The sequence below is a fragment of the Bergeyella anatis genome (assembly GCF_036016955.1).
Lineage (GTDB): Bacteria > Bacteroidota > Bacteroidia > Flavobacteriales > Weeksellaceae > JAYWXI01.
Genome location: NZ_JAYWXI010000014.1, coordinates 11045 through 33692 on the forward strand (window position 1 = coordinate 11045; position 22648 = coordinate 33692).

The window sequence follows — 22648 nt, forward strand, 5'->3', positions numbered from 1 at the left end:
CGCAAATTTTTTATCGTCAAGGCTTATCGCCCGCCCGAAGTCCCTCCGAAATTAAAGGTAGCCGTAAGCCCCGCCCGAATCGTGGAGAGAGGAAACGCCGTGGAAATCTTATACCGAGTCAGCAGCTGATCGTAAAAGAAACGAATATTAAAATTCTGAGACATACTGTAATCCGCCGTGAATTTAACCCCAAGCAAACGCTGCCCTCCGGTTACCTGAGAGTCGTCCAAAAGGATATTGGTAATACGAGTGCGGCTGTCCCTTAGTGAAAAATCCCCGCGGATATTAAGGTCACTCACAATATTACGGCTTTTCCCTTTCATGTTAAGCCTCATTTTCAGATCCTTGACAATATAACCGAATCCCACAATATACTCCCGGCTTTCATCCTCCGTTAAGGTATGATTAATTAACCCCAACATAAACATCCGGTTCTTATTATATTGTGCCCTAAACTGCATATTGTTTCGGAAAGTAACATCACCACCCAAAAACGGAGCAAAAGATTCCACATACCCCACTTGGGAGAAAATGTACGGATTGATAAAATCCCGATTCACATCCCTAGCCGAAGGATCGTTATAGTATTCCACATTAGACTGAATTCCCGTCCCCGTATAAGTGGAGGAGTACGAATGCAAAATATCGAATTTGGAAAACTGACTGTTGATAAACGGAAGATTTTTCAATCCCGAGTACACCACGTTCCAGTTCGGCAAAGGAATTCCTACTTTTTTCGGGCTATCCATCGCCTTCACACTACGTCCTTCCACCGCCGCCTGGAATGCCGGAATCAAAACATAAGCATTAGCAAGGCTGTATCCGTCTGCAAAGCCATCCGCCTGCAAAGGAGTCCCCATCCTGGAAGACAACGCCCGTGCATTAGCCACCATCGTCCGGTAAACCGCATCGCCCGACTTAAACGAAGAACGGAACATCCACGCCGAACGCGAATAAGTCAAAAGTTCGTTTTCAAACGAAAAATCAAAATACCTCGTCGTGGGATCCACATCCACATTATACCCGCCTTGCATCAAATTACGGTTATAACGCATCATTCCCCTGAAATCAATCCGAAGATCGTTCATCGGAGAAATTTGCAAATTCGCATCCAGCGTCCTCGAACTAAGCTGGGTATAACTATCGGTCATCAATTCGGAAGAACTGATCCATCCGTTTTCGATGGCCAAACGCCGAATATCCGCCTGAGATCCCACCAAAAATCCAAAGGTAGGACCTCCCATCCCCTGTCCATAGCCATAGAAGTTAGGCGACGAAAGAATTCCCGGAAGCACCGTTCCGTTATTTTCGTTATACGACAAATCCAATTGTTTAACCGAGGTCAAGGCATAAGCCAGACTTTGAAGCGGCGTAAGTCTGTGCTTGAATTTATGCCCCCGATACGGCACAAACATAAAGAATTTATTCTTCTTGCCGGCTTTCTCCGCCTCCTTAACGTAAAGCGTATTTAAGGAATCGATTTCCCGCTTTCGCTTACGCATAATTTCGTCTATGCTCTGAGTAAACTTAAACTTACTGAAAAACTTAGGAATATCCACCGTCGCTGTAGCCACCACCGTATTGGTGTTCTGCGCCACATTTCCCATATTCCCCGATGCACTATGCAAAAGCGCCGTGGAACGGGCATTCCAGTTATAAGTGAATCCGTAGCCCATTTCCGCCCCGACAAAATCCAAATAAGGAATAAACTCGAACGGCAAACGGTAATTCAGCTGCACCCTGTGGTTATAAAGCACCGGACGTCCCGCACGGAAAGGATTATCGAAAATGGATTTGGAATTCATACTATTGGCCGCTATATGGTCATTAAGCGTTCGTGTAGCCGAATTGATTTCCAACTTCAATGATTTCGTGAAATTGAATCCTAAATTGTACTGCCATCCAAAATAAAAGTTGCGATTTCGAAGAACGTCAAAATCACTTCCCGAATTCCCATTGAGCAACGCCTCGATGTTACGGAACTGCAATTCGCTGTAATTCCGGTCGAGCTCGGTACGGAAGGAAAGCCGTGTAGGTACAGGATTAAAGTTGATTTCCTTTAACCAACGCAAATATTTATACGATTTAGCCGTGTCGCTCACCATTTTATTGAACGGACGTATCGCATAAGGTTTAAAACTGTAATTATAATCAACATACCCCCGAAGGTTCTGCCTCAAGTTACGAGCCGTGTAGATGTCCCGATAATAATCGTCATTATAAATCGCCGTAACGGAAAGGTTTTCCACATCGTAAAACCTTGGTTTCCGGTTCTCGCCCGTCCGTTCCTTACGCATATTGACCACCCCGATACTCCTTTGTTGGCTGTAAGTACGCACCACTTTGGTCAGTTCGTTCTTATTCGGGGCTTTGTTTAGTTCCACATCCGTATCGATGACGCTATACTTGGGGTCCTCTATCGTCTGTGTATACGAGTAATTGACCGGAATGCGCATCCCTACTTTTTCCGGAATAAATTTATCCACATTAACGGTCGTATTAATATTAAAGGCCGAATTGGTGGTCTGCGCTCGCTCCGAAGGTTTTTGATCGATTCCGCCAAAGCCCACCGACGAGTAAGCCGCATTGGCATTAACCATTGCAAAATCCCCCAGATTAAAATTAAGACTGGCATTTCCCGCATAGCCTCCCCGGTTTTCAATTTCCGAAAGGCGGATTTCGTTCACCCAAAGAATAACGTCCTTACGCTGCGATTGCAAGTTACGGATACCTATCATCATGGTCGTTACATTGCCAAGGCTGGGACGCCCCTTCACGTATATTTTCTTATGGGCATCCCCATACCCCGGATAGTGATAACGATGCGCAATAAGATTGGACGCCTCCATATCCCGTTTGATTTTGGCATTAACGAAATTCTGAATTTCCAAATCCACATTATTAGCCACCGGCCAAATCTCCAATGGCGAACGCGCCGTAAGCGGCGTATAAGTAAGCGAGGCCTCGTACTCGTAATAATTATCCGTCGCATCACTACCGAAACGGATAAAGAATTTAGTCTGCTCGTCCAAATGGTTGCTCGGCGCCCCTTGGCGGATATCTTCCGCATGAACAAAAAGTTCCAGCCTTTTATAACGACGCATATCAAGCGACATATTCTTGGTAACCCCTTTAGCCTCGTTACCCAAATTAAGAAACTTCATGAACAACGAAGCCTCATTCTGACGCTGTGCTCCCGCATTGCCACTAAGAACCTGACGATCGATCCCCGGAGGAAGAACATAAGGCGGCGTTCCCTTGGCATTTTCTTCCAAATTGATGCTGCCCACAAAAAAATCGTCATTGTTCACCAATACCGATCCCTCGTTATCGGGCACCGAAGGATCGGCAGGCAATGCACTATAAGCAATATTTTTAGGATATTTCCGCCAGTCCGAACGAACCAAATCCATCGTCCCAAACCTCAGCGTAGAAGTATGATCGAAACCATCCAAAATAATTCTCGCAAAACGAACATTGTTGAGCACATCGGTTGATGCCTCCCCCGCATGCGTATCAAAACGCGAAACCGGAATACGGAAAAGATACCATTTATTACGCCCCTCCTGCCCATTTTGGAACTTTGTGGTTACCTCTTTAATGTCCACAATAAAGTTTTGATTCAGCACCATACTGGCCTGATCCAAGTTTACGGTATATTGGTTGTAGCTTTCGTTTTGATCCAAATTAAAGTCGCCATTGATGTCTTCCGAATCGGGCGTCTGGGAGGAAACCTCCAACGAACCTGCCGCCGAATTTCCATCCGGATTTCGGAAATACTTATAACGCTCCGTTACCGAAGCCGCCTGACTTCCCGTAAAACGATCCGAAAGATAAAAAACAAAATCATCCGCCGCCGGATCCAACTCATTGGTAATGGGATGAACAAACCCCGTATTGAAACGCAACGCTTCTTCCTGATTTGTCAAGCCGTCAAATCCCGCATCCTGAATCCTACGCGCTTCGCCCTCCGTCGAAAAAGCATACAGCACCGGAAACTGATTCGGCTGTTTTCCCCAATTGGTTTCGGATACAGACGAAGGGTTATCCGGAGTAGGCAAACCGTTTTCGTAAAGCAGCTTCCCATCTTTCAAAATATCTTCAGAAATATTTCCTAATTGCAACTTCAGCTTCGGAGCCGCCCCCAAAGGATTGCCATCCGCATAAGGGTCCATCATCCAAAACTCCACATATTCAATATTGGATTGCGTAAAATTAGAAACGGAAATCGAACGCATCAACCCCGCCCAACGCTCCTGCGTAGATTCCGGATTGGGATTAAGGTTATAAGGCCCCCGCTCCGTAGGATAATAGGTAATGTCAAACGTATTGGTGAAAGTTTGCTCCCCCGCCACAAAATCCCTGTTATTGAGAAGTTCTGCCATTCGTACACGTCTCGAAGCATGATTGGAAACCGCTTCCGCACTAATGCCCGCAGGCGGACGGCCTCCTACCCCCCAAAAACGAGGATCGATATTATACCAAGAAAGAAGCCCTCTTCCATAACCGCTCCTCAAATCGTTATCCAAGCCCGCATCGGCGTAAAGAGGATCACCCAAATTCAGTTCCGGTTTAGACGCCAAATGCCAAGACGCCGGATCCTTAATCGAAATCTTGGTCGAAGTCTGGTCGAAATCGTCCACATAAGCCTGATTATTAATGCCGTCGTTTTGCCCCGGAATAAGATACGCCCCTTCCGCCTTTAGATTAACATGAGACGGCGCCTCGGTATTAACCAAAGGAATCTTATCCGTAAGACGCGTCAGAATGGGAAGTTCCTTGTTATACATCAAGTTCATTCCCGCCATGGTATTGTTGACGGCCTCATCGCCATAGTTTACTTTCTGAGTCAGCGGACGCTCGGCATAGTTGACAATCGTAGCACCTAAAAGCAAATTCTCATTAATCTTACGCTCCAAATTTAGCCCCAAGAAACGACGACGCTGCGTATTGAACATCATTTGGTTTTCCAACGACACATGGATGGCCTGCCCCGAATTCTTAACCATTTCGTTGATGATTTCCACCGTTCCCAGCATATAGTTAACGGTATAATCCTGTCCTTCAACCAACTGCACCCCGTTAGCCGTTACCTTGACCGAGCCCTGAGGCACATTAATTGCCCCCAAAGAAATCCCCGTTCCCTGAGTTCCCTTATAACGCCCTTCAATGGTATAACGAAGAGCCAAATTGCTCTGCGAAGCCACCTGCTTCTGTTGGGTATAAAGGTCTTGAAAAACAAACTGCGGATCATTGGTTCCCAACACATCCTGAATGTAATTTCCGAACGGTTGAACCTTGGTGAAAATCAGCCGTCCCTCCGACGAACGAATCGTAATTCCTTCCACAAAATCGAACAGCCCATCCCCCTCGGTGGAACCGTCGCTTTGTAAATCGTTATTCTGATTAAGTCGATCCCAATTCAATAATTTCAAAAGATTAACGTCTTCCACCGAAGTTCCGGGAAGATAATTAACCCGCCCGTTTTGAGGCGAACGGTAATAAACATTAAGCATGAAATTATCCCGCGCTATGTTATTGGCATTCATCGGGTAAATATTCTTCATCATCAGCTCCCACATCGGCGAAGTCGTTTTGACCGTCGTGTTGGGTTTCAGAACCTTGGTAATCAGCACCGGACTTTCCTCGGAAAATTCCCCGACTTTGTACACCGTTTTCTCCCCATTAACCGTGAAAGAATAAGACACCGCCAAAAGTTGGTTGTCATTAAGCCTTTGGTTCAGGGAAATATACCCCAGCTGCGGGTGAAAACTATATTCGTTGGAATTAAGCCGCCGAGCCCGACGGTTGAAAATAAACTGCTCGCCATCCGTATAGAGTTCAGGAACACCATTGGCATTGGAAAACGTCTGACGGTTAATCGTATTATATGCCGAATTGGGATCCCGAAGCCCCGCGCCCAAATTCACAATTTCCTGATAAAGATTGTTCTGGGCATTGGACGGATACCCCGAAAGGCCTTCCCCCAAATCCCTGATTCCGACAATCGTTTTCTGATCCTGAAGATTGCCCGAACCTTGTTCCAAAACATAAACCTCAATACGGTTAATGTTAACCCTGGAATTAATCAGCGGATAATTCGCCAAAGCCCGATCGTAGTTATCCAAAAAGTAGTGCCCTATAAAATAGTGCTGGTTCTCCTCATAGTCCACCGCATTGATCTTAAAGGTCTGAAGCGAACCGCCCCCCTGAACCACAATGTTTCTCGCCTCACCTTGTTGTTGAGATAAAACCATGGTTCCGTAAGTCTTACCCAACTGAAACTCCGTTTTAAGCCCAAAAAGAGACTGCGCGCCCCGAACCAAACCGGTCGACAATGGCATATTGACATTACCGAACTCCACTCTCTTGATGATTTTATCTTCCCCTCCCGTCGTGGGATCGTTCAGCCCTTTGCTCTGCAAATCCTTCCAAGAACCTTTGCCCTGCCAAACCAAATTCATCCGGTTTTCAAAAGCAAAACCGCTCTGCGTATCGTAATTCGCACGAAGCTGTAAATTCTCGCCAACCTTACCCAAAAGCCCCAATTGAATCCTCTGCTGAATGTTAACGGCAAAATTCGTCCGGTTTTGGGGAAGAATCATCGGATTTTCAATTTTTTGGTAAAGTCCGCCAATATCAAACGATGCAAACCCCTGGGGAATCAATTCGATCCGGTTGCTCCCGAAAATGGTTTCAAACAGTTTATTACGAATCGTAAGCGCTGGCAACAACCCCTTCTTCTGTGCATCCGATTGATCCGCCCGAAAAGCCATATTATGGTTATCGGATTTTTCCCGGTAATACTCGCCCAATTGCACGCTCATTAGGTAAGCCTGATATTCCTCCACCGTCATCACCGAAGGCGAGCCCACAATCACATTACCAATCTTCGGGTAAAGGTAATACTTGCCCGACACAACGTCATAGTAAGCCTCATAACGCGTAGGATTAGGCAGACTAAAGTCCTTTCTTACACTAACCTCTTCCTTCGGAGCCTCCTGCGCCCAAATTCCCGTCCAACAAAACCCCAAAACGACCAACAGGCAAAACCTGAAAACCATAAAACTCTTTTTCACCAAAAATTAAATATTTTTTAGAATCTGCTTCACCAACTCTTCCACCGAAAGTTCCGGCGACTGCTTCAATAATCGATCGGCAATCTTTTCGCTCATCCGTTTAGGAATGCCTAAAACTTCTAATGCTGATAACGATTCTTCTTTCACTTTATTATGACCCGCCCCCGAAATCGTTGGCTCGGAGCGGCCAAACAACTGAACCTTATCCTTCAGATCCACGATAATCCGCTCGGCAGTCTTAGCCCCAATGCCTTTCACCTTCTGAAGCAGCGCACTATCCCCCGAAGTAACCGCCGAAGCAATAGCTTCATTACTCAACGAAGAAAGCATAATAAGCGCCGAAGCAGGCCCAACCCCGCTCACACTAATCAAAAGATTGAACATCGCCCGCTCTGCCGTAGTAAAAAAACCAAAAAGCAAATGCGCATCCTCCCGAATGATCGGCTGGATAAAAAGTTTTACCGATTGCCCATGAAGCATCTTTTCCGATGTCTGAAGACTGACTCCCACATCGTAGCCCACCCCGTTAACCTCAATCACAACCCGCGTCGGCGAAAGCTCCTCAACCGTGCCTTTCAAAAAATATATCATCGTAGTCTTTTAATGCTTCAAAGATAGCAATTTGTTAAAAAACGTTAAACAAAAAAAGCCTTTCCATAAAAAACCATTAAAAAAAGCGGGAAAAATCCCGCCCTTCATTATTTCTTTTCTTCGCGCCGCTGAGCATCCAAAACCGCAATGGTCGCCAAATTGACAATCTCATCAACACTCGCTCGCATTTGTAGCACATGCACCGGTTTTTTCAGCCCCATAAGAATCGGCCCCACCACTTGAGCCACATTCATCCCCCGAATAATTTTATACGAGAGATTGGCACTCTCCAAATTCGGAAAAACAAAAACGTTAGCCGGCGTGTTCCCCAACTTAGAGAAAGGATAATCCGCCAGTAAATCCGCATTCATCGCAAAATCAGGCTGAATTTCCCCATCCACAATCATCTTTGGAAATTTTTCGTGTAGAATTTCCACCGCTTTAGCCACTTTCTTTGAGGTATCGCCGATGGCTGCAAAATTCTCATACGACAGCATGGCTATACGAGGCTCTATCGCAAAAGATTTCACCGTAATCTCCGCCATTTTAGCGATATTCACCAAGTCTTCCACCGTGGGATTAGGGTTAATCGAGGTATCGGCAAAGAATATAGGCTTCTTTTCGGAAAGAATCATCATCATAGAAGCAATCTTATCCACGTTTTTTTCCTTCTCGATCACCTCCATCACAGGGCGAAGAACCGAAGTATAATTCTTGGAAAAACCAACAATTAAGGCATCCGTATCGCCGTGCTGAAGCATTAGAGGACCAAAATAATCCCTCTGACGAACAAAACGTTTCGCCTTATATTCGTTCATGCCTTTACGCTGGCGAAGTTTCCAAAGCGTCTCGCGGTATTCCCTTCTTTTTTCTTCCTGATCGTCGTCCGCCGGATCCACAATCGGAACATCCAATTCGATACCGAATTTCTGCATCTGCTCCTTAATAAACTTTTTCTCCCCAAGCAAAATAGGATGCGCAATCCCTTCCTCGTAAAGAATCTGAGCCGCTTTAAGCACATTATATTCCTCCGCATTCCCCAATGTAACCCGCTTCGGATTAGCCTTAGCGCGGTTCTGCATCATCCGTATCAATTTTTCATCCCTGCCCATACGGTCGAGCAAATGATTTTCATATTCTTCAAAATCGGTAATCGGCTTCCCCGCAATACCACTTTCCATCGCCGCCTTAGCCACCGCCGCAGAAACCCTGGTTATCAAACGGTTATCAAACGGTTTCGGGATAAAATAGTCCTTACCGAAACTCAAACCGCTAAGATTATAAGCCAACAAAACCGCCTCAGGAACAGGCTCTTTTGCCAAATCCGCAATCGCATAAACCGCCGCCAGCTTCATCGCTTCGTTAATCCCAGACGCCTGAACATCCAACGCCCCCCGGAAAATGTACGGAAATCCCAACACATTATTCACCTGATTGGGATAATCGCTGCGTCCCGTCGCCATAATCACGTCCTTACGCGTTTTCATCGCCAAATCGTATCGAATTTCCGGATCGGGATTCGCTAAACCAAAAACAATCGGATTTTCCGCCATCAAAAGCAGCATCTCAGGCGTTACCACATCCCCCTTGGAAAGCCCCACAAAAACATCCGCCCCACAAAGAGCCTCCTCCAAAGTACGCAGCGGTGTATTCGCTACAAAATCCAACTTCTCGGGAGTAAGGTTTTCCCGCTGATCGTGAATAACCCCCTTACTGTCGCACATCAACACGTTTTCTTTTTTCAGCCCCATAGCAAGATAAAGCTTCGTGCAGGCAATCGCTGCCGCACCAGCACCGTTAACCACCATACGAACCTCATCAATCTTCTTCCCCGCAATTTCCAAAGCATTGATAAGAGCCGCCGCCGATATAATGGCCGTCCCATGCTGATCGTCATGCATCAACGGAATATCCAGCTCCTCCTTCAGACGCTGTTCAATATAAAAAGCCTCCGGCGCCTTGATGTCCTCCAAATTAATCCCTCCAAAAGTCGGAGCAATCCCCTTCACAATTTCAATAAACTTATCGGGATCCTTCTCATTAATCTCGATGTCAAACACATTGATGTCGGCAAAAATCTTGAACAAAAGTCCTTTCCCCTCCATTACAGGTTTGGACGCTTCCGCCCCAATATCCCCCAAGCCCAAAACCGCCGTCCCGTTGGATATTACCGCCACAAGATTTCCCTTCCCCGTATAATCGTACGCCGTTTTCGGATTTTTCTCGATCTCCAAACAAGGAATCGCCACCCCAGGCGAGTAAGCCAAAGACAAATCCCTCGCCGAAGAGTGCGGCTTGGAAGGAATCACCTCGATTTTTCCCTTAGGTTCCGCCTTATGATAATCCAAAGCGGCTTGATTAAAATTCTTAATATCTCGATTGGTTTTTCTTCCCATATTTTATGGTTTTTATGTTGTTTTTTTATTTTTATTTTTCGTCGTATATCTGATTTTTTCCGTTTCTCCCTGCACAAAGCCAATCTAAAAACGAGAAAAGTCCGCCGCCTCAAATTCGCTCAAAAGAGAGCGAAACACCTCCTCCACGGAGCAAACCTCCTCAATCAAAGCCGAAACCTGACCGATTTCCAACTCGCCCTCTTCCAAATCCCCTTCAAACATCCCCAACTTCGCCCTGGCTCGCCCCAGTTTTTCCTTCAACTTATCGGCCGATCTGCCCGAACCGTAAATTTCTTCCAAATCGTTGAAAAACTTGTTTTTTACCAGCCGAACCGGCGCCAGTTCTTTCAACGTCAAAAGCGTATCGCCCTCACCCAAAGTCGTAATACGCTGCTTCCACGCCTCATGCGCACTGGCCTCAAAGGTCGCCGCAAAGCGAGAGCCAATCTGAACCCCATCCGCACCGAGAATCATCGCCGCCTTCATCTGAGCCCCCAACGCAATCCCACCGGCCGCAATCAAAGGTTTAGTCGTATGCCTTCTAACGTTCGGAATCAGAACCATCGTAGTGGTCTCGTCCCGACCGTTATGCCCCCCAGCCTCAAAACCCTCCGCTACAATCGCATCCACCCCCGCTTCCTCACATTTCATCGCAAATTTAGTCGAAGAAACCACATGACCAACCTTAACCCCCTCTTTCTGGAGCATTTCCGTATACGTTTTGGGATTACCCGCCGAAGTAAAAACCACCTTTACCCCTTCCTCCAAAATAATCGATAACAACCGATCCAAATCAGGATAAAGCATCGGCACGTTCACCCCAAAAGGTCGATCCGTCGCCTTTTTGCACTCGCGAATATGTTCCCGAAGCACCTCCGGATACATACTGCCTGCTCCGATTAACCCCAATCCCCCGCAATTCGACACCGCCGAAGCCAACCGCCAACCCGAATGCCAAACCATTCCCCCCTGAATAATAGGGTAACGGATGCCAAACAAAGACGTTATTTTATTTTGTTCTTGCATCGCTTTCATTTTTCGAGCCACACCAAAGTCAATATAATTATTCATTATCCAAAAGTAAAAAAAATCCCCCAAAAGCCTTTTGGAGGATTTTACTATTTATTGCAAAGACTATTTCGCCGTATTCCCTTTACTCCATGCTCCTTTGAACGCACAATGATCATAACGGCTGTTAATGGAGATGAACGTATCGGGCAACCGTTCCTTAATCCAACGATCGACCTTTTGGGATTTTTTGCGCTCTAACGCCATATTTTTAATCCTTTCGTAATCCGTCGCAATATCCAATTGGTGCGCAGGAATCTCCTCGTTAAGCCTTACAATTGCCACCACCTTTCTCTGATTACTCTCGTCCGAAAAAACATCGGTAATATCCCCGGGCTTATGCCCCGCAATCTGATACGCGATCGTCGGAGGCAAATCCATCTTCTCAATCTTATCGCCACCATCCCCTCCGGTTAAAGTCCCGCCATTGTATTTGGTCGCCTTATCATCCGAAAAACGATGTGCCGCCTCCTTAAAAGTCATCTTCCCTTCCATAATTAAAGTACGAATGCTATCCAACTCCGCCCGAGCCGCCGCAATCTCCTGCGCATTGGGCTCTGCCTTCAGGAGAATATGCCTCACATCGTATTGTTTCCCCGATTTTTTGACCAACTGAATCAAATGATAGCCAAATTCGCTCTCCACCGGGTCGGAAAGTTCCCCTTCCTGAAGATTAAGCGCCGCCGCTTCGAAAGGCTTCACCATCTGTCCCTTGGCAACCTTGGTGTAGAGCCCTCCATTAGCCGCCGACCCCGGATCCTCCGAATAAATCCTCGCCATATGTTCGAAACTCTCTCCTCCCTGAATATCCTTCTTGAGCTTGAGAAGACGGTTCTTCAACTCATCTTTATGCGCCTCCGATAATTTAGGATAACGAAGGATTTGCGAAAGCGAAACCTCATCCTTCACCATAGGCAATTCATGCTTATGCGTATTGTAAAAATCCGTCACTTCATTAGGCGTTACATCCACTTTTTCCGTAATACGCGCATATTTTTGCTGACCGTAGTAATTATCCGTGTCAATCTTTTCGATGGCATTACGCATCTCGTAAGCCGTACGAAACTTATATGCCGCAAGCATGGTACGCTCATCCGGAAACTGAGAAAGAATCTGCTGGTATTTTTTCTCCGCCATATCCTTAATCGCCGCCGATTTATTTTCAATCAACGTATCCCTTTTGGCTTCATAAATCAAAAGTTTGTTATTGACAATATTTTCCAAAAAACCACAGCGGTCGCTAATCTGAGCCCCTTGCTGACGAGCATAGTTCATTTGCTCCTCAATATCGGACTCCAAAATAATCTCATCCCCAATCACCGCCGTAATCCCATCCACCAATGCCCCTTTCTGTAGCTGCGCCTTAGCATAACCACCAAACATCATCAACAAAGCCACCAAAAAGAAAAACGCCTTATTATTATTCATACTATTATTTAATTCTAGTTTGCAAAATTAGAACTCTATACGGATTAAGCGCTATTTATTTTTATAATTATTTCTTAAAATTTTTCTCCAAATCGCTACGGAAAGCCGGATCAATCACAATATTGGTCTTGGCTCTCTGCTCGGCAACAATCTGCTTAATCCGACGCTCGGACACCGCATCGAACAAAAGCTCCTTTGCCTCGTCTTGCGTCATCGGCATCTGAGGATGAATCTCATCAATGGCAACCACCAAAGTCCTATCCCCAATCTTCGTCGTGTAAACTCCAGACTTAAACGGCATACCATACTTAGTGAAAACCTCCGCATCTTTAGGCATTTTACCCTCTTCAAAATGAACCAAAATTTGGTTTTTGTCATTCAACTGCCCCTCGTATTTTTTCTTGAGAGCCTCCCACTGCGTCCGATCTTTAAGCTGCTTCTGAAGCCCCTTCACCAATTTTTCGTCCGCCACAATGGCAATACGCCCTCCGGCACGCTCGTCCCAACGGTAAGCCGAACGGTTTTCGTTGTAATAATCCGTCAACCATTCCGGATGGTTTTCAATCTCTTTTTTCAGGTATTCGGAAAAGATATACTCCGAATACATCATCCGCCGTAGGGCATCAAGCTCTTTTTTAACCTCCGGAAGCGTTTCAAAATCCTGCTGGTAAGCCGCCATGACAAAATGATCCCTCCGCATATCCATCAGCCCCCTCCATTCGTCGTTAGAAATGGAATCCAAATTCTGAAACCCTTGTTCCACGTCCGTCTTTAAATCACCAAAAGTCCCCTTATGGTTACCATAGCTATACAAAACCGCCTGCTGATTCTTAAAATCCTTAAAAGCAGCATACGAGAGCTTAATTTTATCGTAATCCGGAAAGCCCTTATAGGCCGACGAATGAACCAAACCGTCCACCAAATCCTGCTGAAGCCGATCGCCATAATTGGAAGCCATCATCTCCCTTTTAAACAAAGGGAACATTTGAGGCGTAACCTCATAAGGCACCAAATCATAAATATGGAAAAAATAATACCGTTCCCCAAATAAAATCGGTCCCGCTGTCTCTCCGACTTTTTTGTCTTTCAACAATTTGTACGCCTCCTCCGGCAGAGTAGGCGACCCCATAATAACCCCTCCGTTATTTTTTTCGTTTTCCGTCGTTCCGAACTGAGCCGTAACTTCGTTGAATTTTTTACCGGAAGCCAAAGCCTCCAAAATTTCATTTTTCTTGTTGGCCGATTCGGCATCGTTAGGGAAAGACAATGTTCCAAAAATCATATACCCCAAACTGGGTCGGTTAGCCAATAATTTGGCAAAAGTAACATACCCATTGGTCTCATGCAGCCGGGTATAGCCGCCCTCCGGCAAAGTCTTGATTTCACCATAAAGCTCCTCCGCCAAAACCCCAGGTTTCAGATACATCGAACCAACCTGCGGCCCAACATACGTCTTAACCGCATCCTCCATCGTCCTACGACCGGAAACCACCTCCTCGTAAACCTTACGGTAATCCGTACGGTCGCCTTCCTTCTTCTGAAGCGCAAAAATAAGCACATTACGCTCCGTACGGTTATCGCGAACGTAATCCTTAACATAACGCTCTACCAAAGCCTTAGGGTAAAAATACTCCTCTTTGAGTTCCGCCGCCCGCTGCGCCATACGGTTTTGGAAATAGGATAAGGTATCCACTTTCTTCTCCGCCGCCAACTGCTGAAGCAACATAAACTCCTGAACCGTCTGCAACGTACGTTCTACTCCGGAGTTCTGTAAACTATAAAGGTTTTCTTTTTTAAAGTCATTCAGGGAAATACTATCCTTTCCCACCACCATATACTGGGAAAAAACCAAAGATGAAAACAAAACGGAAGCCGTAATCGCTATTTTTTTCATTAGATCGTTTTATGGGGGTTATTTTTTAATTTATCTGAGGGTTAATCAAAATACAAATCTACTTCAAAAGTCGTAAGCTGGCGGAATTGGTCAATACGCCTCTTTAAATCCTCCATAGTAACTTCCACCAAACGCTCTGTTCCGAACTTCTCAACCGTAAAAGAGGCCAATGCCGACCCCACAATAACCGCCGTTTTCATATTATCAAAACTAAAATCGCCCGTCTTGGCCAAATGAGCCGCAAACCCGCCGGCAAACGTATCGCCCGCTCCCGTAGGATCGAAAACATCCTCCAAAGGAAGTGCCGGAATAGCAAAAACCTTTCCTTCATGGAACAACAGCGCCCCATGCTCCCCTTTCTTGATAATCACATAATCCGGTCCCATCGCATGAATTTTTTGCGCCGCTTTCACCAAAGAATACTCCCCGGAAAGCTGACGAGCTTCTTCATCATTAATCGTTATCACATCGGTCTTAGCTATCATTGCTTTCAACGTATCCAGTGCCGTGTCCATCCAAAAATTCATGGTATCCAAAATCACCAGCCTTGGCCGCTGCTTCATCTTGCTGAGAACCGACAACTGAATCGCCGGATGAAGATTCCCCAAAAGCAACACTTCCGCATCTTGGGAATGCGCCGGAACTTTAGGATCGAAGTTCTCCATTACATTGACCTCCGTTACCAAAGTATCCCTGGAGTTCAAATCGTTATGGTACCGACCGCTCCAAAAAAACGTCTTCCCTTCTTTAATGACCTCGATACCGTCCGTATTGATATGACGAGACTTCAAAAGATCAAAGTGTGCCTGCGGAAAATCGCCGCCAACCACCGAAACAATACTTACCGGTGTCCCCAAAACCGCTGAAGATAATCCAATGAAAGTCCCCGCTCCGCCCAATATTTTATCCGTTTTTCCAAAAGGAGTCTCTATCGCATCAAAAGCAACCGAGCCTACAACTAATAATTTCATTCTCTATGTTTAATATTCGTTTACAACTTTTTTATTCTCTGCCCCTAAGGCTTCCACCGAAACGTGTCCAACATATGCAGCATATCTTTTTTGATATACTCAATGGCAGGCGCCAAAGAATCAGGTTTCGGCCTTGTATTGAAGTACAAATTGGCGGTTACAAAATGCCTCGTGCTATCCGTCGCATAAAACTGAATATTCGATGCACTGTGCCCTTTGAGTTCGTAAAAATTACCATAAACCTTCGCTTCCGGATAACGGAACGATTTCGTCTGTATCGCAGAAGCCTTAATGGTGTGCTCGTAAACCATCTTCTCGGCTTCTTTCACATGAAGTTGAAAGTCGTTTCTGATGGGAAAATACGTGATGAACACCTTAGCCTTCATCTCGGGATAATTAATATAGTACCAACAAGGCTCCTTCCCCGAATCCACTTTCGCAAAGTCCGAATATTCAAACGAAAAAGGACAAGACGAAGCAAAAGTCCGGTAGTTGGGTGCAGGATACGACAAACGAAGTTCGCCCGCAGGCTTAGGCACGGTCTCTTTACCGCAAGCGAGCAAAAAAAATCCCGCCAATGCCAAAATTGCACTTCTTAACATTCTGCAAAAATAAGATATTTAATGAATTAACCCGCTTTTGTTTCTCCAAAAGACTCCTCTTTCCCTTAGCCTTTTTTTTCGGCCCAATATTCAATAAAGTTTTCCAGCGGTTTGGGAAAAGATTTCGCCTCCGCCTGTTTCAGGGTAACCACCTCCAGCCCTTCGCTCTCTGCAAAAGCCAATAACGCCTCGAAAGATTCCATCCTGACGCTTTTAATACTAAGCCGCAGATTCTTATGCGAAAGCTGATGTTTCACGTCCCTAACACCGATAAAGTCCCCCCGCCAAGCAGAAGAAAAACGACTCGGAAACTCGTAGAGCCGTTTCCAAATGAAATCCTCTCCTCTCTGACGCACCACAAACGATTCCCCATAAAAGACAAAATAATAATCCAAAAGCAAATCCGTCGTTTTGGTCTTTCTCATTTTCACGGGGAAATCCATTACCCTTCCAACCCCCAGAGCCAAGCAATCCTCCGAAAGAGGGCATTCTCCACACAAGGGAGCCTTCGGGCGGCAAACCCCTGCCCCTAAATCCATCATCGCCTGATTAAAATCGCCCGCCCGGTCCACAGGCATTAGCCTCAGGGCCAAAGCCGAAAAATAAGCGAAAGCCCCTGCCCCGGAAATATCGTAACCGTCGGCAAACAGTCGAGAAAGCACTCGATAAAAATTCCCATCCACCGCTGCCACTGCCTCACCGTAAGCCATACTGCAAATCGCCGAAGCCGTATAAGGCCCCACCCCTTTTAAAGAAAGAACATCCTTGTAAACCATAGGAAAAATACCCTCATAATCCTTCATAATCTGCTGAGCCGCCTTATGTAAATTCAAGGCACGGGAATAATACCCCAGTCCCTTCCAGTACAAAAGCACCTCATCCGGATGGGCTGAAGCCAATGTCCGAACATCCGGAAAACGTTCTACAAAACGTAGGTAATGCCCCATCCCCTGACGCACCTGCGTCTGTTGGAGAACCACCTCGCTAATCCATATTTTATAAGGGTCTTTCGTCGCTCGCCAAGGCAATTCTCTGGCATGACTATCGTACCATTTCAGGAGTTTTACACCAAGGTGTAGAAAATCAGGGTTTTGTTTGTTTGGTTTCAAAAATAAGTTATATATTTGCAGACCAAAATTAAAAACAAAAAAGGAAATGACAAAGGCAGAATTGGTAAACACCATCTCCAATAAGTTAGGGACGGAAAAAAACGAGACGCAGAAGATTATCGAAGCGTTCATGCAGGAGATTAGAACTTCCATGTACAACGGAGATAACGTATATCTAAGAGGATTTGGGTCTTTCATCATCAAAACAAGAGCCGCCAAGACAGGAAGAAACATTTCCAAAAACACGGCCATCGAAATCCCAGCGCACAATATCCCGGCTTTTAAACCTTCCAAAAGCTTCGTGGAAAAAGTAAAAACCAAAGTTGCGGTAAAATAAATCAAAAAAACAAATAAACAAGAGTATAGTTCATTTAATATTAACCTTTATAAATCTGTAGAAAATGCCAAGCGGAAAGAAAAGAAAAAGACATAAGGTAGCGACACACAAGAGAAAAAAAAGAAGAAGAGCTAACAGACATAAGAAGAAAAAGTAATCTTCTGAGACGAAAAATACAAGAATATAGTTGATGAAAATGCTTCATTAACTATATTTTTGTTTACAACCTAATCAAATCATACTAACCCCTAAAAAGAGCATGAAGAAAGAACTTATCATTTCTTACGAAAATGAACACACGAAGATCGCACTGCTCGAAGACGGTAGACTCTTTGAACTCCACGAAGAGGAGGATCATAACGAGTTCACCGTAGGTGATTTATTTTTAGGACGGGTAAAAAAGTTAGCCCCTAACCTCAACGCGGCTTTTGTCAACATCGGGTACAGTAAAGACGCTTTCCTTCATTATCAGGATTTGGGCCCTGATTTTTTGAGTTATCAAAAATTTCTTAAAGACACCTTTGCGAAACGGATGCAAAGTGCAAGTCTAAAAAACTTTCAGGTTCAAAAAGAAATCGACAAAAACGGAACCATTGATCGGACCGTTGCCAAGGACGATACCGTTCTCATCCAGGTCACCAAGGAACCCATCTCCACCAAAGGCCCAAGAATTTCCACGCAAATTTCGCTTACCGGGCGTTTTTTGGTGCTGATTCCCTTTGACAACAAGGTCTCCATCTCCAAAAAAATAAAGAGTGCCGAAGACCGCGAACGCCTGAGAACACTTATCGAAAGTATTAAGCCCGAAGGTTTCGGCGTCATCATCAGAACCGTCGCCGAAGGAAAAAAAGTGGCCGAACTCCACAACGACATGAACCAACTCGTTCAAAAATGGGAGTCTACTTTCAAGAACATTCAAAAGCAAAAGATCCCGTCAAAAGTCTTGAGCGAGGAAGACAAAGCCTCAGCCATCTTAAGGGATAATTTCAATCAGGATTTCACGGCCATCATCTGCGACGACGAAAAAATGACCGAAGACATCCGAAATTATTTGGAGGTTATCGCGCCAGAAAGGAAAAACATCGTGCAGTTCTACGACTCGCACATTCCTCTTTTGGAATATTACAACGTGGAAAAACAACTCAAGCAGAGTTTTGGAAAACACGTTAACATCCCGAGTTCTAAAGGAGCCTACTTAGTCATCGAGCACACCGAAGCCCTGCACGTGATCGACGTAAACTCCGGGCCGAGCATCACTTCGGCCACAACCAATAAGGAACACGCCCTAAACGTAAATAAAATGGCCGCCACCGAAATCGCAAGACAGCTCCGTCTGCGGGACATGGGCGGTATCATTGTCGCCGATTTCATCGACATGCCAAATGCCGATCATCGTAAACAACTTTACGACCATCTCAGAGAGGAAATGAAACGGGATAAAGCCCGACACAAAATCCTCCCTCCGAGCAAATTTGGGCTGATCCAAATCACCAGACAAAGGGTAAGACCCGAAAAACAGATTGAAACCAAGGAAGAAAACCCTAATGCCGATGGTGAAATACTTGCGCCCATTGTCATAATCGAACGCATGGAAGAAGCCATCCGAAACATCATCCAAAACGAAAAAGGCAAACTCTACCTCCACGTGCACCCTTTCGTGGAAGCCTACCTGACCAAAGGATTGAGCAGCATTCAGCTGAAATGGTTTCTTAAATACAAAAAATGGGTCACCATCATCCCAAGGGACAGCTTCAAGTACCTTGAGTTCAGGCTCTATAATGCCAAAAAAGAAGAACTCATGGGATACTCAAACTAACAGCAGGCCTCCTAAAAAAAACAAGGCATCCCCCGAAGGGATGCTTTTTTAGTACCACTAAACAAATAAAAACCGTAATTTTGCGCTATGCTTTTGGAAATTAAAAATTTACACTTTGCCTATTCCCCCGAAAAAAAATTATTCACCAACCTGAATCTCCGGATCGGAAAGGGTAAAATCGTTGCTTTGGCGGGCGAAAGCGGCTGTGGCAAATCAACCCTTTTGAGTTTAATTTACGGCCTATACGACTGGGATCAGGGAAGCATCATTTTCGAAGGCACTCCCCTCATGGGCCCCAAAGGCAATATTGTTCCCGGTGAACAAAACATGAAATTTGTGGCTCAAAATTACGACCTGATGCCGTATTCTACCGTTTACGATAACGTCGGAAAATACCTTTCCAACATCGACCTGAAAGCCAAACGTAACCACGTTATGGAGCTTCTCGAATTGGTGGATTTAACCGATTATGCGGACGTAAAACCCAAATTTCTCAGCGGCGGTCAACAGCAGCGCGTCGCTATTGCCCGCGCATTATCGGTGCTTCCCAAAATGCTTCTATTGGACGAACCCTTCTCTAATTTGGATTTTCCCAGAAAAATAGAACTCCGCGAGAAGCTGTTCGGCTACGCTAAAAAACATGACATTGCCATTATCATTTCCACCCATGACATTCAGGAAATCATGCCGTGGCTGGATCAAATCATCATCCTTCAGGACGGAAGACTCATCCAAAACGATTCGCCCGAAGAAACCTACCTTGCCCCGTACAACGACTATGTCGCCAAACTCTTCGGCGAAGTCAATATTCTGACCGAAGCGCAACAACGCCAACTCAACGCCCCCAAGCGTTACCTCTTTCCCGAAGACCTTGAGCTTTCCGAAAACGGTCTAAATGCTACCGTTACCGAAAGCCGTTTTGCCGGCAGCCATTACCGCACCCGCATTTCATGCCAAGATATCCCACTCCTGATGCACTCTCCTACGGCCCTATCGGGAAACATCACCCTAAAATTTAGAACCCTCTAAATCTAAAAAAGCCTACTTCTCCCGATAGCATAAACGACTGGAGAAGCAGGCTGTCCGATTAAAAAAATTGGTCTTTCTAAGCCTTTTTAACAAATTCCGATTTCAGTGCCATCGACCCAAATCCGTCGATTTTACAATCGATATTATGATCCGAATCGGGACGCAACCGAATATTTTTCACTTTAGTACCAGCTTTTACAGGCTTAGGAGCCCCTTTCACGGGAAGGTCTTTTATCACCACCACAGAGTCCCCATTGGAAAGCTCGTTGCCATTACTATCAAAAACCTTATCCTCATTCCCAACTTCCGCAGGATCAAACTCATGGAAACATTGGGAACAAACCAAAAGGTTGTCTTGTTCATACGTGTACTCGCTACCACATTTTGGGCAAGGCATTAATTCGCTCATTCTTCGTTTTTTTTTGCAAAGATATGATTTTATGACGAGCTTCCCTTTCCCCTAAGGGAAGTTTCCCTCCGCAGGAGAGTTTAATCTAAATAAAACCGTATTTTTGCATCGCTAATCCCGTAGAAAAAAGCCAAATTTTTCCACGGAGCTATTTATTAATCAAAAATCCCCGGTCATGGAACTAATACACCGCAATCTCCTCATAGGAATACACGATGCCCTGAATGAAACCTTTTTCGAAAAAAACAAATACGCCGACAAAGTCATCGAAAGACTCCTAAAAGACCATAAAAAATGGGGAAGTCAGGATCGTGCCGTCGTATCGGAAATCTTCTACAACATCATTCGTTGGCGCAAGCGTCTGGAATACTACATGGGAGAAGGCGTAAAACCCTCCAACCTCTACAAACTAATATTGGCCTACCTGCTATGGAGCGAAACCCGCTACAAAAAGTTCGAAGAATTCGACGGCATTAAAACCGCCGACATACTGACTAAACTAAAAAAAGGAACCCTTCCCACCAAGGCCATAGAACACTCCATCCCCGAATGGCTTGCCGAAACCCTCGAAAAAGAACTCGGCCCCCAATGGGAAAAGGAAATGACCGCTCTAAACGAACAAGCCCCCACCGTATTGCGCGCCAATACACTGAAAACGTCTGCAAGGGAACTAGTCGACGAGTTAAAGGAAGAAAACGTGGAAAGCTTCACTCTCCGCCACTATCCCGATGCCGTACAACTGGAAGAGAAAAAGAATGTTTTTCTCACTTCCGCCTTCAAAGACGGCCTTTTTGAAGTGCAAGATGCCAGCTCCCAAAAAATAGGCGAAATGCTCGACGTAAAAGAAGGGCAAAGAGTGGTTGATGCGTGTGCCGGAGCCGGAGGAAAAACCCTACACCTCGCAGCCCTCATGCGAAACAAAGGGCAGATTATCGCTCTAGACATCTTCGATTGGAAACTGGCCGAACTAAAACGCCGAGCCAAAAGAGCCGGAGCCCATAACATCGAAACCCGTCTAATCACCGACAATAAAGTCATCAAAAGACTTCACGAAAAGGCCGACCGCCTGCTGATTGATGCCCCTTGCTCCGGATTAGGCGTACTGAAAAGAAATCCCGATAGTAAATGGAAAATCGACCAAGCCTTTATCGACCGTATTAAAAACGAACAGCAACAAATCCTCCAAGACTATTCCAAAATACTAAAAAAAGGCGGAAAAATGATTTACGCTACTTGCTCCATCCTTCCCAGCGAAAACGGCAAGCAAGTGCAAACCTTTCTTGAAAACAATCCCGACTTTGCGCTGATAAAAGACCAAAACATCATGCCAAGCGAAGGATACGACGGATTTTACATGGCTCTCATTGAGCGAAAAGCCTGATTTTTTAGATTGTAAATTTAACGGCATTCATCTAAATCCGACTTTCAAACTTAATCGAGTCAAACCATTTGAATATTTTTGTACCACACATTAACCCAATAAAACCCTATCTATGAACAAACATTATTTGATGTCTAAAATGAAATCCACCGGAACAGCTTACCTCTGCTGGTTTTTCCTTGGATGCCATTATGCTTACCTTGGAAGATGGGGACTGCAAATCTTATACTGGATCACCTTTGGAGGAATGGGAATTTGGGCGTTAATTGACTTATTCCTTATGCCATCCAAGGTTAACGCTCACAATCTGGCCATCGCTAGGCAAATAGACCTCATAGAGAAAAAAGAACAAGAGGAGGCTTACGCAAGAAATATGGCCTTACTTAACGCTGCAAATCAAAACAGACCTACCGAATAAAAACAAAAGCTGCGCTAATACGTATCGGAACAAGATAAAATTGAATTTCTGAGTCAAAACTTGAAAATTCAGAGGTTTCTTTTTTTTCAAAAATCAATAGTATTACCGTATCGGTTTTCG

15 protein-coding genes are annotated in these 22648 nt (G+C 45.2%); 5 read left to right on the top strand and 10 right to left on the bottom strand.

Annotated features, from left to right (window positions below):
* Positions 1-23: 23 nt before the first annotated feature.
* The 9 genes from sov to mutY form a co-directional block, all read right to left on the bottom strand.
* Complete coding sequence (gene sov, locus VQ048_RS09905; RefSeq protein WP_327611534.1) at positions 24-7064, bottom strand: T9SS outer membrane translocon Sov/SprA; 7041 nt, start codon at positions 7062-7064, stop codon at positions 24-26.
* Between the two features lie 21 nt (positions 7065-7085).
* Entirely contained in the window at positions 7086-7670 is a 585-nt protein-coding gene (gene ruvA, locus VQ048_RS09910) for a Holliday junction branch migration protein RuvA (protein ID WP_327611535.1), read from the bottom strand.
* Positions 7671-7777: 107 nt separating this feature from the next.
* Positions 7778-10066: an NADP-dependent malic enzyme gene (locus tag VQ048_RS09915; RefSeq protein WP_327611536.1), complete on the bottom strand. Its 2289-nt coding sequence runs from the start codon at positions 10064-10066 to the stop codon at positions 7778-7780.
* Between the two features lie 84 nt (positions 10067-10150).
* Positions 10151-11137 (bottom strand): NAD(P)H-dependent flavin oxidoreductase, encoded by a 987-nt coding sequence (locus VQ048_RS09920; protein WP_327611537.1) that lies wholly within the window; start codon positions 11135-11137, stop codon positions 10151-10153.
* Positions 11138-11200: 63 nt separating this feature from the next.
* On the bottom strand, positions 11201-12562 hold the full coding sequence (locus tag VQ048_RS09925; protein WP_442872817.1) for a peptidylprolyl isomerase: 1362 nt from the start codon (positions 12560-12562) through the stop codon (positions 11201-11203).
* Between the two features lie 67 nt (positions 12563-12629).
* Positions 12630-14456: a peptidylprolyl isomerase gene (locus VQ048_RS09930; protein WP_327611538.1), complete on the bottom strand. Its 1827-nt coding sequence runs from the start codon at positions 14454-14456 to the stop codon at positions 12630-12632.
* 41 nt (positions 14457-14497) lie between these two features.
* Positions 14498-15427, bottom strand: a complete 930-nt coding sequence (locus VQ048_RS09935) for a PfkB family carbohydrate kinase (protein WP_327611539.1) — start codon at positions 15425-15427, stop codon at positions 14498-14500.
* Positions 15428-15471: 44 nt separating this feature from the next.
* Complete coding sequence (gldD, locus tag VQ048_RS09940) at positions 15472-16029, bottom strand: gliding motility lipoprotein GldD (RefSeq protein ID WP_327611540.1); 558 nt, start codon at positions 16027-16029, stop codon at positions 15472-15474.
* Positions 16030-16094: 65 nt separating this feature from the next.
* The gene (mutY, locus tag VQ048_RS09945; RefSeq protein WP_327611541.1) at positions 16095-17138 is read right to left on the bottom strand and encodes an A/G-specific adenine glycosylase; all 1044 of its coding nucleotides are present in this window, start codon (positions 17136-17138) and stop codon (positions 16095-16097) included.
* A gap of 46 nt (positions 17139-17184) precedes the next feature.
* Between mutY and VQ048_RS09950 the strand changes: the two genes are divergently transcribed.
* The 3 genes from VQ048_RS09950 to VQ048_RS09960 all read left to right on the top strand — a co-directional run bounded on the left by VQ048_RS09950 (position 17185) and on the right by VQ048_RS09960 (position 20320).
* A complete protein-coding gene (locus VQ048_RS09950) occupies positions 17185-17475 on the top strand; it encodes an HU family DNA-binding protein (protein WP_327611542.1) in 291 nt (96 codons plus the stop codon).
* A 259-nt stretch (positions 17476-17734) separates the two neighbouring features.
* Positions 17735-19291 carry an Rne/Rng family ribonuclease gene (locus VQ048_RS09955; protein WP_327611543.1) on the top strand — a complete coding sequence of 519 codons (1557 nt, stop codon included), beginning with the start codon at positions 17735-17737 and terminating at the stop codon, positions 19289-19291.
* Between the two features lie 87 nt (positions 19292-19378).
* Positions 19379-20320, top strand: a complete 942-nt coding sequence (locus VQ048_RS09960; RefSeq protein ID WP_327611544.1) for an ABC transporter ATP-binding protein — start codon at positions 19379-19381, stop codon at positions 20318-20320.
* A 76-nt stretch (positions 20321-20396) separates the two neighbouring features.
* Here VQ048_RS09960 and VQ048_RS09965 read toward each other — a convergent pair whose 3' ends face one another.
* Positions 20397-20729 carry a zinc ribbon domain-containing protein YjdM gene (locus VQ048_RS09965; protein WP_327611545.1) on the bottom strand — a complete coding sequence of 111 codons (333 nt, stop codon included), beginning with the start codon at positions 20727-20729 and terminating at the stop codon, positions 20397-20399.
* Between the two features lie 175 nt (positions 20730-20904).
* Here VQ048_RS09965 and VQ048_RS09970 point away from each other — a divergent pair, with 175 nt between their 5' ends.
* Together VQ048_RS09970 and VQ048_RS09975 are read left to right on the top strand one after the other, a co-directional pair.
* On the top strand, positions 20905-22110 hold the full coding sequence (locus VQ048_RS09970; RefSeq protein ID WP_327611546.1) for an RsmB/NOP family class I SAM-dependent RNA methyltransferase: 1206 nt from the start codon (positions 20905-20907) through the stop codon (positions 22108-22110).
* Between the two features lie 112 nt (positions 22111-22222).
* A complete protein-coding gene (locus VQ048_RS09975) occupies positions 22223-22528 on the top strand; it encodes a TM2 domain-containing protein (protein WP_327611547.1) in 306 nt (101 codons plus the stop codon).
* Positions 22529-22648 lie beyond the last annotated feature (120 nt).

Excerpts from the sequence above, each read along its gene's own strand:
- sov (WP_327611534.1), bottom strand. The coding sequence starts at position 7,064 with ATGGTTTTCAGGTTTTGCCTGTTGGTCGTTTTGGGGTTTTGTTGGACG.
- ruvA (WP_327611535.1), bottom strand. The coding sequence starts at position 7,670 with ATGATATATTTTTTGAAAGGCACGGTTGAGGAGCTTTCGCCGACGCGG.
- VQ048_RS09915 (WP_327611536.1), bottom strand. The coding sequence starts at position 10,066 with ATGGGAAGAAAAACCAATCGAGATATTAAGAATTTTAATCAAGCCGCT.
- VQ048_RS09920 (WP_327611537.1), bottom strand. The coding sequence starts at position 11,137 with ATGAATAATTATATTGACTTTGGTGTGGCTCGAAAAATGAAAGCGATG.
- VQ048_RS09925 (WP_442872817.1), bottom strand. The coding sequence starts at position 12,562 with ATGAATAATAATAAGGCGTTTTTCTTTTTGGTGGCTTTGTTGATGATG.
- VQ048_RS09930 (WP_327611538.1), bottom strand. The coding sequence starts at position 14,456 with ATGAAAAAAATAGCGATTACGGCTTCCGTTTTGTTTTCATCTTTGGTT.
- VQ048_RS09935 (WP_327611539.1), bottom strand. The coding sequence starts at position 15,427 with ATGAAATTATTAGTTGTAGGCTCGGTTGCTTTTGATGCGATAGAGACT.
- gldD (WP_327611540.1), bottom strand. The coding sequence starts at position 16,029 with ATGTTAAGAAGTGCAATTTTGGCATTGGCGGGATTTTTTTTGCTCGCT.
- VQ048_RS09950 (WP_327611542.1), top strand. The coding sequence starts at position 17,185 with ATGACAAAGGCAGAATTGGTAAACACCATCTCCAATAAGTTAGGGACG.
- VQ048_RS09955 (WP_327611543.1), top strand. The coding sequence starts at position 17,735 with ATGAAGAAAGAACTTATCATTTCTTACGAAAATGAACACACGAAGATC.
- VQ048_RS09960 (WP_327611544.1), top strand. The coding sequence starts at position 19,379 with ATGCTTTTGGAAATTAAAAATTTACACTTTGCCTATTCCCCCGAAAAA.
- VQ048_RS09965 (WP_327611545.1), bottom strand. The coding sequence starts at position 20,729 with ATGAGCGAATTAATGCCTTGCCCAAAATGTGGTAGCGAGTACACGTAT.
- VQ048_RS09970 (WP_327611546.1), top strand. The coding sequence starts at position 20,905 with ATGGAACTAATACACCGCAATCTCCTCATAGGAATACACGATGCCCTG.
- VQ048_RS09975 (WP_327611547.1), top strand. The coding sequence starts at position 22,223 with ATGAACAAACATTATTTGATGTCTAAAATGAAATCCACCGGAACAGCT.